13 protein-coding genes are annotated in these 14,425 nt (G+C 68.5%); 6 read left to right on the forward strand and 7 right to left on the reverse strand.

Features of this window, described 5'->3' with window-relative positions; translation table 11 throughout:
* Positions 1-553 precede the first annotated feature (553 nt).
* Both E5S69_RS29620 and E5S69_RS29625 read right to left on the reverse strand, forming a co-directional pair.
* A complete protein-coding gene (locus E5S69_RS29620; protein ID WP_171517992.1) occupies positions 554-2,527 on the reverse strand; it encodes a putative bifunctional diguanylate cyclase/phosphodiesterase in 1,974 nt (657 codons plus the stop codon).
* Between the two features lie 113 nt (positions 2,528-2,640).
* Entirely contained in the window at positions 2,641-4,419 is a 1,779-nt protein-coding gene (locus E5S69_RS29625; RefSeq protein ID WP_171517993.1) for a methyl-accepting chemotaxis protein, read from the reverse strand.
* A gap of 544 nt (positions 4,420-4,963) precedes the next feature.
* On the opposite strand from E5S69_RS29625, the gene E5S69_RS29630 reads away from it, so the two are divergent.
* Complete coding sequence (locus E5S69_RS29630; RefSeq protein WP_171517994.1) at positions 4,964-5,272, forward strand: H-NS family nucleoid-associated regulatory protein; 309 nt, start codon at positions 4,964-4,966, stop codon at positions 5,270-5,272.
* Between the two features lie 86 nt (positions 5,273-5,358).
* On the opposite strand, the gene galE is transcribed toward E5S69_RS29630, so the two are convergent.
* Both galE and E5S69_RS29640 read right to left on the reverse strand, forming a co-directional pair.
* Positions 5,359-6,378 carry a UDP-glucose 4-epimerase GalE gene (gene galE, locus E5S69_RS29635; RefSeq protein ID WP_171517995.1) on the reverse strand — a complete coding sequence of 340 codons (1,020 nt, stop codon included), beginning with the start codon at positions 6,376-6,378 and terminating at the stop codon, positions 5,359-5,361.
* Between the two features lie 155 nt (positions 6,379-6,533).
* On the reverse strand, positions 6,534-7,556 hold the full coding sequence (locus E5S69_RS29640; protein WP_171517996.1) for a tyrosine-type recombinase/integrase: 1,023 nt from the start codon (positions 7,554-7,556) through the stop codon (positions 6,534-6,536).
* Positions 7,557-7,759: 203 nt separating this feature from the next.
* Here E5S69_RS29640 and E5S69_RS29645 point away from each other — a divergent pair, with 203 nt between their 5' ends.
* Positions 7,760-8,191, forward strand: a complete 432-nt coding sequence (locus E5S69_RS29645; protein WP_171517997.1) for a nuclear transport factor 2 family protein — start codon at positions 7,760-7,762, stop codon at positions 8,189-8,191.
* A gap of 79 nt (positions 8,192-8,270) precedes the next feature.
* Positions 8,271-9,266: an NAD(P)H-dependent flavin oxidoreductase gene (locus E5S69_RS29650; protein ID WP_171517998.1), complete on the forward strand. Its 996-nt coding sequence runs from the start codon at positions 8,271-8,273 to the stop codon at positions 9,264-9,266.
* A gap of 51 nt (positions 9,267-9,317) precedes the next feature.
* Here E5S69_RS29650 and E5S69_RS29655 read toward each other — a convergent pair whose 3' ends face one another.
* A complete protein-coding gene (locus E5S69_RS29655; protein WP_171517999.1) occupies positions 9,318-9,863 on the reverse strand; it encodes a PadR family transcriptional regulator in 546 nt (181 codons plus the stop codon).
* A 335-nt stretch (positions 9,864-10,198) separates the two neighbouring features.
* Between E5S69_RS29655 and E5S69_RS29660 the strand changes: the two genes are divergently transcribed.
* A complete protein-coding gene (locus E5S69_RS29660; protein WP_171518000.1) occupies positions 10,199-10,420 on the forward strand; it encodes a hypothetical protein in 222 nt (73 codons plus the stop codon).
* 147 nt (positions 10,421-10,567) lie between these two features.
* Here the strand turns inward: E5S69_RS29660 and E5S69_RS29665 are convergent, their stop codons facing one another.
* Positions 10,568-11,524 carry a tripartite tricarboxylate transporter substrate-binding protein gene (locus tag E5S69_RS29665; RefSeq protein WP_171518001.1) on the reverse strand — a complete coding sequence of 319 codons (957 nt, stop codon included), beginning with the start codon at positions 11,522-11,524 and terminating at the stop codon, positions 10,568-10,570.
* Between the two features lie 220 nt (positions 11,525-11,744).
* Positions 11,745-12,836, reverse strand: a complete 1,092-nt coding sequence (locus tag E5S69_RS29670) for a hypothetical protein (RefSeq protein ID WP_236901480.1) — start codon at positions 12,834-12,836, stop codon at positions 11,745-11,747.
* Positions 12,837-12,988: 152 nt separating this feature from the next.
* On the opposite strand from E5S69_RS29670, the gene E5S69_RS29675 reads away from it, so the two are divergent.
* Together E5S69_RS29675 and E5S69_RS29680 are read left to right on the forward strand one after the other, a co-directional pair.
* Complete coding sequence (locus E5S69_RS29675) at positions 12,989-13,954, forward strand: LysR substrate-binding domain-containing protein (RefSeq protein ID WP_171518061.1); 966 nt, start codon at positions 12,989-12,991, stop codon at positions 13,952-13,954.
* 218 nt (positions 13,955-14,172) lie between these two features.
* A complete protein-coding gene (locus tag E5S69_RS29680) occupies positions 14,173-14,409 on the forward strand; it encodes a hypothetical protein (protein ID WP_171518003.1) in 237 nt (78 codons plus the stop codon).
* Positions 14,410-14,425 lie beyond the last annotated feature (16 nt).

Genomic DNA, 14,425 nt, shown 5'->3' on the forward strand with positions numbered 1-14,425 from the left:
CTCGTCTTGGTTTTGCGTGGCATACATGCTCCTTGGCGACATGTTATGCCCTAAACACAAAATTTCTGACAGGTCCCGACTGCGTGGAGGCGCCGGCCCTCACCCCCGCCCCTCTCCCGCAGGCGGGAGAGGGGAGAAAACAAGCCGGAGAGAACAAGTCTTGGGCTCGCCTGCGATAGCGCCGTGCGAGCGCAGCGACGCACTCCGTGCCTGAGCCCAAGACCTGAGATAGGGCGTGCGCGCAGCGCAGCCGTAGGCGTCCCACCGAAAACGTCGTTAGCAGGCTGCCACCGACCTAAAGTCGGGTTCGTCCATCCGACCTCGAACGCCAGGCACCTCCCGGTAGCGTCAGCAGGGTCGAACCGCCGGACACGAAACCGCAAGTCACCACCATTCGAACCACCAACGCCGCCTTGGCCAGCCGCCCAGGCGACGCGCTCTTTGCCTACTTTCTGTCGCTCGGACAGAAAGTAGGTCGCCGGCTACGCCGGCGAAACAGCCACGCCAGTCAAGCACGATCCCGCCTCGCGGTGCCCATGCCCCAAAAAACGCATCACCCCCCACCCTGCTCCAGCAACACCTCAGCAAACCCGCCAGCATCCAGCGGCAGCGACAGCAGGTATCCCTGCACCTCGTCGCAGCCCATTTCGTTGAGAATCTCCAGCTGCGAAGCCGACTCCACGCCTTCGGCCACCACCTTCATGCGCAGCTCGTGCGCGAGCGCCACCATCGAACCGACAATGGCGCGCCCCTGCGCGTCGGTATCGAGCCCGCCGATCAGCGTGCGGTCGATCTTGAGCGTGCCCACACGCAGCCGCTTGAGATAGCCCAGGCTTGAATAGCCGCTGCCAAAATCGTCCAGCGCCACCTGGATGCCGAGCGACTGCAGCTCGGCCAGCGTTTCCAGCGACTTGCCGATGTCCTTCATCGCCGCGGTCTCGGTGATCTCCAGCGTGATTGCCGAGGGCGGAATGTCGTGCTGGTGGATCTGCTCCAGCAGGTATTGCGGGAAGTTGCGGCTGGCAAAGCGCAGCCCCGAGACATTGATCGCCACCGGCACGGTCGGCATGCCGGCGTCGCGCCACTGGCGCACCTGGCGGCACACGCTGGTCAGGACCCAGTCGTCGAGCTTGTCGATCTGGCCCGACTGCTCGGCCACGGCGATGAACTCGGCGGGGCTGACCTGGCCCAGCGCGGGATGGCGCCAGCGGCAGAGCGCCTCGGCGCCGACCACGGTGCGGCGGCGCGCGTCGTACTTGGGCTGGAACTGCAGCGACAGCGTATCGTCCTGGATCGCCACCCACAGATCGCGCCGGATCACGCGGGTGCGGCGCGCGCGTTCGCCGGCGGCGCTGTTGAACAGGCGTACCTGGTTCGAGCCGCTCTCGCGTGCCTCGGCCAGGCTGACGCGGGCGGCCTGCATCAGCGTTTCGGAGGTATGCGCGTCGCGCGGGTAGATGGCGATGCCGATGTTCACGCCGATCTGCATCTGCAGCCCGCGCGCAGCGATGAACTCCGCCAGCGAGCCCAGCATGCGCGAGCCCAATTCCTGCGCGCGGCCATGGTGGACCAGTTCGGGCACGCCCACGGCAAACTCGTCGCGCGCCAGCCGCGCCAGGAAGTCATGCGGCTCCAGCACGGCCTGCGCCAGCGCGCCGGCGTCCTGCGCCAGGATGTCGTCGGCGCGGACCTCGAAGACCTCGTCGACTTCGCGGTAATCGGCGATATGGATCAGCAGCACGGCACAACCGGTTTCGGCCAGGCGGGCCTGGCCGATGGCCTGGTCCAGCCAGCGGCCGAACGCCACGCGGTCCGGCATCACCGTTGCCACGCTGTATTCGCCAATGGTGTCCTGCCCGCGCGCGCCGGCACGCACCGTCAGGCGGCCCGGTCGCCCGGGGATGCGCGCGCCGCGCCGCGCCAGCCGCGGCTCGGCGCTGCGGTGCAGGCCCGGCAGGTCATCGGCAAGTTCGTCGGCCAGCGCGGATTCGGCGCGCACCGGCGCGGGCATCCAGCCGCGCGACTGGGCCCGGTGGACGGCGAACAGCAGCGCGCACAGCGCGGTCAGCCCGCCAGCCAGCCATGCCGGGTGCGGCAGGCCGGCGGCGTCGAGGCAATCGCGCGCGGTGACGGTGCCGACGCCGCACGAGCGGCCCAGGTGCGTGCCGGCAGCCGCCACCAGCCCGGCCCCGGCCACCACCGCCATCAGCGCCGCGCCGCGCCACAGGCGCGCGCCCTGGCGCAGCCACTGCGCCAGCAGCTTGGCCGCCGTGGTGGCCGCCGCCGCGGCGGCGAAGCTGGCCGCCAGCTGCGCCGTGTCGTTGACCGCCGGCACGCTGCCCGACAGCCCCACCACCAGCACAGGCATGCCGATGCTCAATTGCGACAGCAGCGCCGCCGACCACGTCAGTGCGCGCAGCGACCGGCTGCCGGCCGGCTGGTCCGCCCGCCCGGCGCGAACACCGATGGCGGCGGCCATGCCCAGCAGGGCAGCCAGCAGCAACAGGACGGAACTCAGGGCAATCATTGGGCTGCGCGATGATGAAGAAAATGCGCGAAGACGGTCAGGACGCGGGGCAAACCCCGCATCATGGCATCTTGCAGTCGCCGTGTGAACAAGGCAATGACTCGAACGCGGGGTTAGAACGCGCTCCAGTCGTCATCGCCGCCAGCCGCGACCAGTGCGGGCCGCGCCGCTGGCCTGGCTGCCGACTGGCTTGCCGGCGCGCCCGCGACTTGCCGCACCGCCGCCCCGCGCGCCGCCACGCTGGCCGCAAGCTTGGCCGGCGCAGTGTTTTTCAGCGCTTTTGCGGGTGTTTTGGCTGGCGTTGCTGCCGCAGCAGCCACCGCGGGGACGGCTTGCGCACCGGTCCCAACGGTGAACACCGAGACCACGTTCTTGAGCTTCTGCGCCTGCTCTTCCAGCGCACCGGCAGCGGCAGCGGCCTCTTCGACCAGCGCGGCGTTCTGCTGCGTCACCTGGTCCATCTGGGTCACGGCCTGGCTGACCTGCTCGATGCCGCTGGTCTGCTCCTGCGAGGCGGCGCCGATCTCGTTCATGATGTCCGTGACCCGGCGCACGGCCTGCACGATCTCGCCCATGGTCTGGCCGGCTTCGGCCACCAGCCGGGTGCCGCTCTCCACGCGCTGGCCCGACTCGCTGATCAGCGCCTCGATCTCCTTGGCCGCCGAGGCCGAGCGCTGCGCCAGGCTGCGCACCTCGCCCGCCACTACGGCAAAGCCGCGCCCCTGCTCGCCGGCACGCGCGGCTTCCACCGCGGCATTGAGCGCCAGGATGTTGGTCTGGAAGGCGATGCCCTCGATCACGCTGATGATTTCCACCACCTTGCGCGAGGCGCCGTTGATCTCGTTCATGGTATCGACCACGCGGCCCACCACGTCGCCGCCCTTGAGCGCGATCTGCGAGGCCTCGCTCGCCAGCACGCCGGCCTGGCGCGCGTTGTCGGCATTCTGGCGCACCACGGTGGTCAGCTCCTCCATGCTCGCGGCGGTCTGCTCCAGCGAAGAGGCCTGTTCCTCGGTGCGCTGCGACAGGTCCAGGTTGCCGGTGGAGATCTGCTGCGTGGCCGACGCCATCGAGTCCGCGCCGGTGCGCACTTCGGCAACGATGCCCGACAGGCTCGCCTGCATCGCGGCCAGCGCCTGCATCATGCGCCCGATCTCGTTCTTCGAGATGCTGGTGATGCGCGCGGTCAGGTCGCCGCGGGCGATGCGCTCGAACACCGCCAGCGCCTCTTGCACCGGCGCGACGATGGCACGGTTCAGCGTGATCGTGCACAGCACGGCGACGGCCAGGCCCAGCACGATCATGGCCACCGACAGCATGCGGATGCGCGCAAAGTCGGCCTGCGCCGCACTGAAATTGGACTCGCCCGCCGCCATCTGGAACTTCTGCAGCTTTTCGTGCGCGCTCGACATGCTGCGCTGCAGGTCAGGCAACACCTTCTTCGCCAGCCGCACGGCCTCTTCCTGGTTGCCCGCCAGCGAGGCCGCCTGCAGCGGCAGCACGCCCTGCTCCATGAAGGCCTGGCGCTGCTTGGCCAGTTCCGCCGCCAGGGCCTGTTCTTCCGCGTTCTGCGGCAGGCTCAGATAGCGCTTCCATGCCGCCTCCGACGCCTCCACGAACACGCGCGAGCGGTCGACGTTGACCTTGGGGTCGTCCGGCTCGCCAATCATCACGTTGCGGTCCAGCGCCAGGCGCATGCGCGTGGTGGCCAGCATCGCATCGCTGAGGGCAACGGCGGAGCCAAGCTGGTTGGCATAGGTCTCCTTGAGCGCGTCATTGCTCTGCGAGATGCCGTACAGGCCGGCACCGCCGACCAGCAACAGCAGCAACGACAGGATTCCCATGGCGCCCCGTAGCAGGGTCTTGATCTGAATATTGTTGTGGAAGGACATGATGAAAATGACTTAGGCAATCCGCGGGACACACCCCTTGCCCCGGTCCGGCAGGATCGGTACCGCGTCGATCCGCTCTGCTGGGATAACGGCGCGCCCCCCTCATCCTTGAGCGGCCACCAGGCGCCGGCGTTTATGGTGAATTCGGGATGCCGCGATGTCGGATATAAGCCACGTAGCGGACCGGGAGAGCGGGCAGTGGCGGCATACGTCGCGACCGCCTGTCCATAAAGCCGGCGCGATAATACCGGGCAGGTTTCCGTGCGCGCTCGCAACAGACCGGTCTGGTTGACCGAATACCGCCGCTATTTCAAGCGTTGCGTGCCGCCATCACAGTGCCACCGAGCGCCGCAAAAATCGGGCGCGACCCCAGCTGACACTGAAAGTTCACACAATTAACAGAACAAGAATTTTCGCAAAAAGCGCCCTGGATTACGCGAGCAGGATTTGCAGCACGCAGCCGGCCCGTTATAATTGTTTTCAGCATTTTCCCCCGCCCCCCAGCGCACCCAGCGCAATTCATTCACCGGAAACCGAGGACGCAATGGCGACGTATCAGGAAATCGTTCAGAAAATCAGCGAACTGCAGAAGCAAGCCGAGGAAATCAAGGCGCGCGAACAATCCACGGTGATCGCGGATATTCGCGAGAAAATCGAGCAATATGGCCTGACCGCGGAAGACCTCGGTTTTGGCACGAAGGCCCCGGCCGGCAAGAAGGCCGCCAACCGCAAGGTGCCGGTGCGTTATCGCGACAGCGCCGGCAATACCTGGACCGGCCGCGGCAAGCGTCCGGGCTGGCTGACCCAGGCCCTGGCCCAGGGCAAATCGGTCGAGGACTTCCTGATCCGCTGAAAACGCCCGACCGGCAGATGGCAAAACGCCACGGAATTATCCGTGGCGTTTTTGTTTCTGACGCGCGGGAAGCGCTGCAGGGGCCGTCAGGCGTCGAACCCGTGCGGGTTCTGCGACTGCCAGCGCCAGGAATCCTGGCACATGCGGTCGATATCGTGCTGCGCGCGCCACCCCAGCAGTTGGTGGGCCAGCGCGGGGTCGGCGTAGCAGGCGGCGATATCGCCGGGGCGCCGTGCCACGATCTCATACGGCACCGGCTTGCCGCTGGCGCGCTGGTAGGCCTGCACCACCTCCAGCACGCTGTAGCCACGCCCGGTGCCCAGGTTCACGGTCATTCCGCGGCCCTGCCCGCGCAGGTAGTTGAGCGCCGCCAGGTGGCCGTCGGCGAGGTCGCAGACATGGATATAGTCACGCACGCCGGTGCCGTCCACGGTGGGATAATCGCCGCCGAAAACCATCAGCTTGTCACGGCGCCCGCCTGCCACCTGCGCCACATAAGGCATCAGGTTGTTGGGAATGCCGCGCGGATCTTCGCCGATCAGCCCGCTCTCATGCGCGCCGACCGGATTGAAATAGCGCAGGTAGGCAATGCGCCATGCCGGATCGGATTTTTCCAGGTCGCGCAGGATTTGCTCGCCCATCAGCTTGGTCTGGCCATAGGGATTGGTCGCCGACAGCGGGAAATCTTCCAGGATCGGCACGGCATGAGGATTGCCATAAACCGTCGCCGACGAACTGAACACCAGTTGTTTCACCCCGGCCGCGCCCATTGCCGCGCACACCGTCAGCAGGCCATCGAGATTGTTGCTGTAATAGGCCAGTGGCTGGCTGACCGATTCGCCCACCGCCTTGAGCGCGGCAAAATGGATCACCGCGCTGATGCGGTGTTCGGCAAAGAGCCGGTCCAGCAAGGCACGGTCGCGCACGTCGCCCTGCACAAAATGCGGGGCCTGGCCGGTAATGGTGGCGAGCCGGTCGATCACGGCCGGGCTGCTGTTGCACAGATTATCCAGCCCGATCACATGGTAGCCGGCATTGAGCAGCGCGACCCAGGTATGCGAGGCGATATAGCCGGTGGCACCGGTCAGAAGCAAGGTTTCGGGCATGGCAAATGGCCTGATGGATTCGATTCAGTAATAGCGGACCGGGGGCCGGCAGGCCATGTGCGCGGCAAATAACCTGAAGCGCGGCGCCCCGTGCGTGAAGCTGCCTATTATCCACGAAGTGCCGCCGCGCTCCGGCCAGCCCGGCCCGCACGGTATCAGGCAGAGGCAGCCGCGGCGGGCGCCGCCAGCCCGGCCCGGGCCTGCCAGGCCTCATAGGCCGCGCGCAGCCGCCAGCCCGATTCCAGGTCGCGCATGCCCAGGCACTGCGCGACCTCGGCGGGCGCCGTGCCGGCCTCGAAATGCATCGCCGCGCAGGTATTGCGCAAGGTCTGCGGCGAGGCGCGTTCGCTGCGCCCGGCGAGCACGCCGGCTTCATCCAGCAGGATTTCCACGCGCCGGTACACCGACGCCGCATGCATCGCCCGCCCCGTCGGCATGGCCGGGAACACCAGGCTGCCGAGCGTGCCGGAAGCCTCGCGCAGCGCCAGCCAGGCCCGCAGCGGCGCATGGGCCAGCGGGAACAGCGGCACGGTATAGGCCCGGCCGTTGTCCGCGCGCACCATGCGCAACGCCATCCGCCCGGGCGCGCCGTCGGCGATCACGTCGGTGCGCAGTGCGCGCGCCTCCGCCACCTTCAGTCCGCCACCGAGCAGCACGGCCATCAGCGCCGCGTCGCGCGCGCGCTTCCATTGCGTGGGCGACGCGGCGGCGCCGATGTCGCCAGCCGGCGCGCCGGCCGGACCCAGGATGCGCGCCACCAACAAGTCGCGCTCGCCTGGCAGCAGGAATGCGGTGGGGTCGTTCTCGCCCTCGGCCAGATGCGCGCGCACGGCCTGGCTGCCCGGGTTGTGCAGGCCCTCGCGCAGCCGCGCCAGGTGATGGAACACCCGTTCGATCAGCCGCGCATAGCGGTAGCGGTGCGACTTATGCAGCTGCTGGGCGTCCAGGAACTCGCCGATCTGCTCGGCGGACCAGCTCAGCGGCGGCAGGCCGCGTTCGGCCGACCAGCGCAGCAGCTTGCCCCACATCGCGCGGTACACCACGCTGGTGCCATGGCGAAAACCGTGCTGCGCCAGCCAGCCGTCGAACGCGCGCTCGGGGTGGTCGCGCCAGGCGGCCAGGTCGGCATCGAACAAAGCCGCCTGCTCGAGATGGGCGGCGCTGGGCTTGGTGGTCACGGACTCTCCTGGTCTCCTGCATTGGCCGGCGGCCGGCGGATGATCCCGACTATTGTAGACAACGCGTCACTGCGGGCTGCAGCGCGCCATGCCGGACTTGCAGCGGGCCGCGGCGCGTGCTACCTTTCGATTCACTATGCAACTGGTTGCATAAAACCGGAAAACGATCGCAGTAACCTACCGCGCCCCGCCAGGAGACCCCAGTGACCACCGCCTTGCTCCCCGCCGCCCAGGCCTCGCTCGATGCCTGGCACAAGATGATCGCCACCCATTCCATGGCGGGGCTCGATGCCATCGTTGCCGACGATGTGGTGTTCCGCTCCCCGGTCGCCCACACGGCGTACCCTGGGCGCGCCGCCATCGCCCTGGTGCTGACCACGGTCAACCAGGTGTTCCAGGACTTCCGCTACCACCGCAGCTTTGTCAGCGACGACGGCCACAGCGTCGTGCTGGAATTCAGCGCCACCGTGGACGGCAAGGCGCTCAAGGGCATCGACATGATCCGTTTCGACGACGCCGGCCGCATTGCCGAGTTCGAGGTCATGGTCCGCCCGCGCTCAGGCCTGGAGGCGCTGGCCGCCGCCATGGCCGCGCGCCTGGCCAGCCAGAAACACGTGCTGACCGGCGCTGCCTGACGCGCCCCCGGCCGCGGCGCTTCGCCGTCCACCGTTTCGCCTCACCGCATTACCCGGAATTACCCAGGAGACTGACCCCATGGCCCTTCCCGTCCAGCTTCAGAACCGGCTTTCGCTGCCGGTGGTGTGCTCGCCGCTGTTTATCATTTCCAATCCCGACCTGGTCATCGCCCAGTGCAAGGCCGGCGTGGTGGGCTCGTTCCCGGCGCTGAATGCGCGCCCCGCGCCCAAGCTGGAGGAATGGCTGGACCGCATCACCACCGAACTGGCGGAACACGACGCGAAGCACCCTGAGCGCCCGTCGGCCCCGTTCGCGGTCAACCAGATCGTGCACAAGTCCAACGACCGGCTCGAGCATGACCTGGAACTGTGCGTACGCTACAAGGTGCCCGTCGTGATCACGTCGCTGGGCGCGCGCAAGGAAGTCAACGACGCGGTCCACTCGTATGGCGGCATCGTGCTGCATGACGTCATCAACAACACCTTCGCGCGCAAGGCGATCGAAAAAGGCGCGGACGGCCTGGTGGCAGTGGCCGCCGGCGCCGGCGGCCACGCCGGCACGCTGTCGCCGTTCGCGCTGCTGCACGAGATCCGCGAATGGTTCGACGGTCCGCTGCTGCTGTCCGGCGCGATCTCCAGCGGCGACGCCATCCTGGCCGCGCAGGCCGCCGGCGCCGACCTGGCCTATATCGGCTCAGCCTTCATCGCTACGCAGGAAGCCAACGCGCAGGACGGCTACAAGCAGATGATCGTCGACAGCAATGCCAACGACATCGTTTATTCCAACCTGTTTACGGGCGTGCACGGCAACTACCTGCGCGGCAGCATCGAGCGCGCCGGGCTGGACCCGAACGCGCTGCCGGAATCGGATCCGTCGAAGATGAATTTCGGCTCCACCAGCGTGAAGGCCTGGAAGGACATCTGGGGCGCCGGCCAGGGCGTCGGGGCGATCAAGCGTGTGGTGCCGGCCGCGGAACTGGTACGCCGTTTTGCCGAGGAATACGCGCTGGCGCGCCGCCGCCTGGGGCTGGGCGAAGCCAGCCCCGCCGGCACGCGGGCGGTCGACCTGGCCTGACCGCGCGGGCCGCACAGCGGCCCCCGGCCCCTTGCCTTGCGCGCCGGCGCGCTACAGCAGCGGCAGCAGGGCGTCGCCCCAGGCCACCCAATCGGTTTCGAAGCGGATTCCGCGCTGCAGCAGCGCATACCGCAGTTGCTGCGCGCGATCCATGTCCGGCGCCGAGAAATCGCGCCGCTCGATGGCCAGGTAGGTTTCCAGGCGGGCGCGGTGCAACGCGATCAGCCGCCGCATCTCGTCGCCCAGGCCGAGCGGGCCGATCACCGCATCGGCCCGCAGCTTGACCAGGATTTCCTCGCGCTGGTCCAGGCCCGCGCCAGGCGCCAGCACCCAGCGCGCCAGCTCGTCATGGCCGGCGGGCAACACTCGGTAGACCTTCTTGCGATTGCGGCGGTCGGCTGCGCCCTCGCCTTCCGCCGCGTCGTTTTCATCGGCGGCAATCCAGCCGCTGTCCGCCATGCGGCCCAGTTCGCGATAGATCTGCTGGTGCGTGGCATGCCAGAAATAACCGATGGAGCGGTCAAAGCGCCGGGCAAGGTCGTAGCCCGATGAGGGCTTTTCGATCAGGGAGATCAACAAGGCGTGCTGGGTCGACATGCGTCTGGGCTGAGCGGCGGAGGTGAATGGAATGGATCGGAAAGCACGCACGTGCCGGCACGCGCCCCGGTCACCGCACTTTCAAAAATAGCCGCTATGGTAGCGCAATGCCGGTACGGTGCCGCCGTGCGGCTGGCGTGGGGCATGCGCAAGCCAGATGCCGACAAAACAATATATTTGCCGATTTTGTCAGTTAAGAAATTTCTTACCAGACAGAATTAAAAAATGCTGAATGGCATTTCTGGCCGGCGTGCCATACATTCCATACATTGAAGCTGTGCGAGCAAATACGATCCGCCCCCGGCCGCACCATGCAGCAACTTTGGAGTGTGTCCATGACCGGAAGAATCCTGCTTGCCGAAGACCGCGACGTGCCCTGGGAGGCCGACGCGCGCCCGCTCGGCCTGCTGGCGCCAGTGCACGACAAGGCGCCAGTTTATTACCGGCTGCCCGATACGCCCGACGGGCACCATATCAAGGAATACCCCAGCGGCCTGCGCCAGCTGGTACGTTTTGTCGGCGTCGAGGAGCAGGTCGTCAAATACAACCTGACCTGAACCCGCACGCCATCGCTTTTCCTGTGGTTGTCTCCTCCGAGCCCGATCCTGCGGGCAGGGACTTGAACCCGCGAACTTCGCGGGTTTTTTCTTGGCTGCGGGCCCACCCATTTGCCCCATCGCACCGCTGATCGGCCGTTCAGCCGCTCAGCCCAGCCTCGTGCCGACCAGCGCCACGGCATCGCGCCAGGACTCGCGTTGCGCGGCGAGATAGTCGGCCGCGGCCGGGCCGACCCACCCGAGCGGTTCGGCGCCGTCCTGCGTCAAGCGCTGGCGCAGGGCGGTCCGCTGCAGCGCCGCATGCAGCCGCAGCGCCAGCGCATCGCGCGCCGGTGCGGCAACGGTGGGCGCGGCCAGCACCCCGTACCACGCGGCATGGTGCATGGCGGCGAGGCCCGCTTCGGCAAAGGTTGGCGTATCCGGGGCCAGCGGGCTGCGCCGGGCGCCGGTCACCGCCAGCGCGCGTACGCGGTTCTGCCGCAGCAGCGGCAGCGCCGCCTGCAGCGTGCTGACCAGCAGCGCAATATGGCCGCCTTGCAGGTCGGCCAGCGCGCGTGCGCTGCCGGGGTACGGGATATGCGCCATGCGCACGCCGGCCTGCCGGCACATCAGCTCGCCGACGAGATGGGCACTGGAATACATGCCGGGCGAGGCGAAGCCGATCTGGCCGGGCCGGCGGCGCGCCTGCTCCAGCCAGCCATGCAGTGCCGCGGCGGGCGGTGGCGCGGCCGGCGCCGCGGCACCGGCCAGCAGCACATGGGGCGTGCTGCCGATGACCGCCACCGCATGCAGGCGCCCGGCATCCGCGGCCTGGGGCGACAGCAGCGGCGCGATGCTGACCGAGCCGACCGTGCCCAGCAGCAACGCGGGCCGCTCCGCCGGCGCATGCAGCACCGCCTGCAGCGCCACCAGCCCGGCCGCGCCCGGCCGGTTTTCGACCAGCAGCGTGCTGCCTGGCGCGGACAGGCTGTCGGCCACTAACCGCGCGACATGGTCGGCGCCGCCGCCGGCACCGTAGCCGACCACCAGGTGCATCAGTTCGGCCGCGGACGCGCGGCGTGGCGTGATGCCTCCCGCCGCTGACAGCACGCCGGCGGCGGCCACGCGCAGGCACTGGCGGCGCGCCGCCAGGGGCGAGCCGCCAGCAGCGCCGGCGCGGCAAAGAGAATCGGGTCGAGGCGTGGACAGAAGGCTAGGCAGAAACCAGCGGCGCGGGCGCCATTCCAGGGGAACCTGCCCGGCATGCCGGGCAGGCGTCCGCCAGATCGTAGCACCGCGCCAGGCCGCACGCCGTCCCGGCAAACCCCCGCGGGCGCGCGCCGCGTCAGAGTTGGGGGGCGCGGCAAGCGGCGCCGTCGGAGTTGGCCGACTCCGCCATGCCGAACACCGCGCGGGCACCGCACTGCGAGCCGAACATGCGCGCCTGGTCATGGCCCACGCCCACCACCTCATAAGCCTGGTGGCGCAGCACCATGCCCGGGCTGGCCAGGTAGCGCTCATAGCGCAGGTAGCCCCGCGCGCGTTGCAAGCGCGTCGGGCCTTCGGCCTCCGCGCCGCAAGCCTTGTCGAGCACGCGGTGGTTGGGGTCGTTGTCCTCGGTACCGGCCAGGTAGGTCACCTGGCGCCCGGCGTAGCGCCGGTACAGCGCCAGGCCATCGGCGCCCCGGGCATACGGCACGATGTCCTGCATGCCGTAGCGGTACTTGTCGTAGTCAGCGCAGACTGCCTTGTCATACGGCGCAAACGACTTGCCGTCCGGGCCGGCCGGGCGCACGGGCGTGAAATAGAGAAAGGACGACGGGTTCGCCACCACGTAGCGCAGGTCGATGCCGCGCGCGCGGATGCGCTCGTCGACATGGTTGAGCACGGCATAGCGGTGCACGATCTGCGCGCCGCCCGAGTGGCCGGCCACGGTGACCCGGGTCACGCCCGGCAGGCGCGACTTGTCGGTGACCAGCGCGAGCAGGTCGTCGAGCACCTGCAGCGAACTGACCGCGAACGGCGCATTGACGGCATTCTCGCCGCTCATCCAGCCTTGCACCGACCACTGCGGCATGCCGTCGAAGCCCTTGCCCTGGTCGGGCGTGCCGGGGAAGTTGGGCGCGACCAGCAGCACTTCCTCCGGGTTGCGGCCGCTTGCCCGCAGCAGCGCGGCACCGGCGGCGTAGTAGTCGTCGCCGTTGCGCTGCAGGCCGTGCTGCACGAACACCACCTCGCGGATGCGCGACAGGTCGCCATCGAGCCGGTGGTTGGCATACACCGGGAAGTCGTAGCCCGCACCGGTGCCCAGGTGTACACGCTGCCACTGCGGCTTTGCCGCGGCCGGCGCCTGCGCGCGCGTTGCGGCAGCGGCTGGCGTCTGCGGCGCCCCGGCGCAGCCTGCCAGCACCGCCATGGCGACGGCGGCGGCGGCCATGGGCTGGAATCGATGACGGCGGCCAGCGCGGGATAGGGCATGCGGCATGGAATGTTGTCTCCTGATTGGTATTCGGACTGATGTTAGGCTAGTTGCGATCGTTTGAAAAATATATACTTCAGCATCGACGTATATCTATCGCATATATGAACATCGAACTGCGGCACTTGCGCTATTTCCTGGCACTGGCCGAACACGGCTCGGTCACCCGTGCCGCCGCGCATCTGGGCATCCAGCAGCCACCACTGTCGCAGCAGCTGCGCGCGCTCGAGACCGAACTGGGTGTCGCGCTGTTCGAGCGCCAGCCGCGCGGCGTCGCATTGACGCCCGCCGGCATCGCGCTGCGCGAAGATGCCGCCGACCTGTTCGCGCGCCTGGAGCAGATGCGCGGGCGCATGCAGCGCCTGGCCCGTGGCGACGAGGGCGCGCTGGCGATCGGCTTTACCAGTTCCGCCGCCGCGCACCGCCTCACGCCCGAGGTACTGCGCGAATGCCGGCGCCGTTTTCCGCGGGTAGCGCTGTCGCTGACCGAATGCAATGCCGCCGAAGCGAGCGAGCGCCTGGCCCAGGGCACGCTCAGCGCGGCGCTGCTGCGCGCCCCCGTGCAGCATCCGGCAGGCGTACGCTTCGACCTGCTGCTGGAAGAAGACATGGTCATCGCGCTGCCGCTGGACCATCCGCTGCTGCGCAAGCGCCAGGCCGCCGGGGTGGCGCCGGCCGCGCCGGTATCGCTGCGCGAGCTGGTCGACGATGCCTTCATCCTGGTGCGCCGGCCCGGCGCCCCCGGCATGTACCACGACCTGCTGCGCGCATGCGAGGCACTGGGGTTCACGCCGCGCGTCGGCGCAGAAGTCGAGCGCATGCTGACCAACCTGAACCTGGTTGCCGCCGGTGCCGGCGTCAGCGTGGTGCCGGCATCGATGGCCGGCCTGAACCGCCATGGCGTGGCCTATTGCCCCATGCAGGAAGCCGACCGCCTGCGCGCGCCGCTGACACTGGGCTACCGCGAAGACGCTGCGCGGGGTGGTGATCCCGCGCTGACCGCACTGGTGGCGCTGACACACCGGCTGGCAGCCCGCCACCGGCGTCGGCCGCCGAAGTCGCCGGTAGACGCCTGACAGCGCGCCCGCGAGGCGCGGAAGCCTTCAGTACAACACCACGCTGTGGCGTGTATACGCTCATGCCATAGGCCGCGGCCGAGCGCGTCAGCACGGGCATCCTTGCCGGCGGTGATGGCAGACTTGGCAATGCGCGCCGGCCCGACCCCATGCCGGCGCGGGAACGAAGGTTGCATCAACCGCGCAGTTGACCCCACGCGATGAGGAGGAGGAGCCCTATGTACATGGTCTATTGGTCGCAAGCGGACGGCGCCGGGCTGAGTCCGCATGCGCAGTCTTTCCCCAGCGACGCGATGCGTGAAGCGCTGCGCTTTACCGAAGCGCTGCGCCAGCGCCAGCACGCGGGCGAGCCCGTCAGCTTTGTCACACTGTGCTCGGAAAATCCGGATTCGGTGGGCCGCGCCGGCGCGGCCGATCCGCCGCCCGACTACGCGTGGAAGAAGCGGCGGCCCTGATCGAATGCGCTGCGGC

The organism is Cupriavidus necator (assembly GCF_013141915.1).
In the GTDB taxonomy this organism is placed as follows: domain Bacteria; phylum Pseudomonadota; class Gammaproteobacteria; order Burkholderiales; family Burkholderiaceae; genus Cupriavidus; species Cupriavidus necator_B.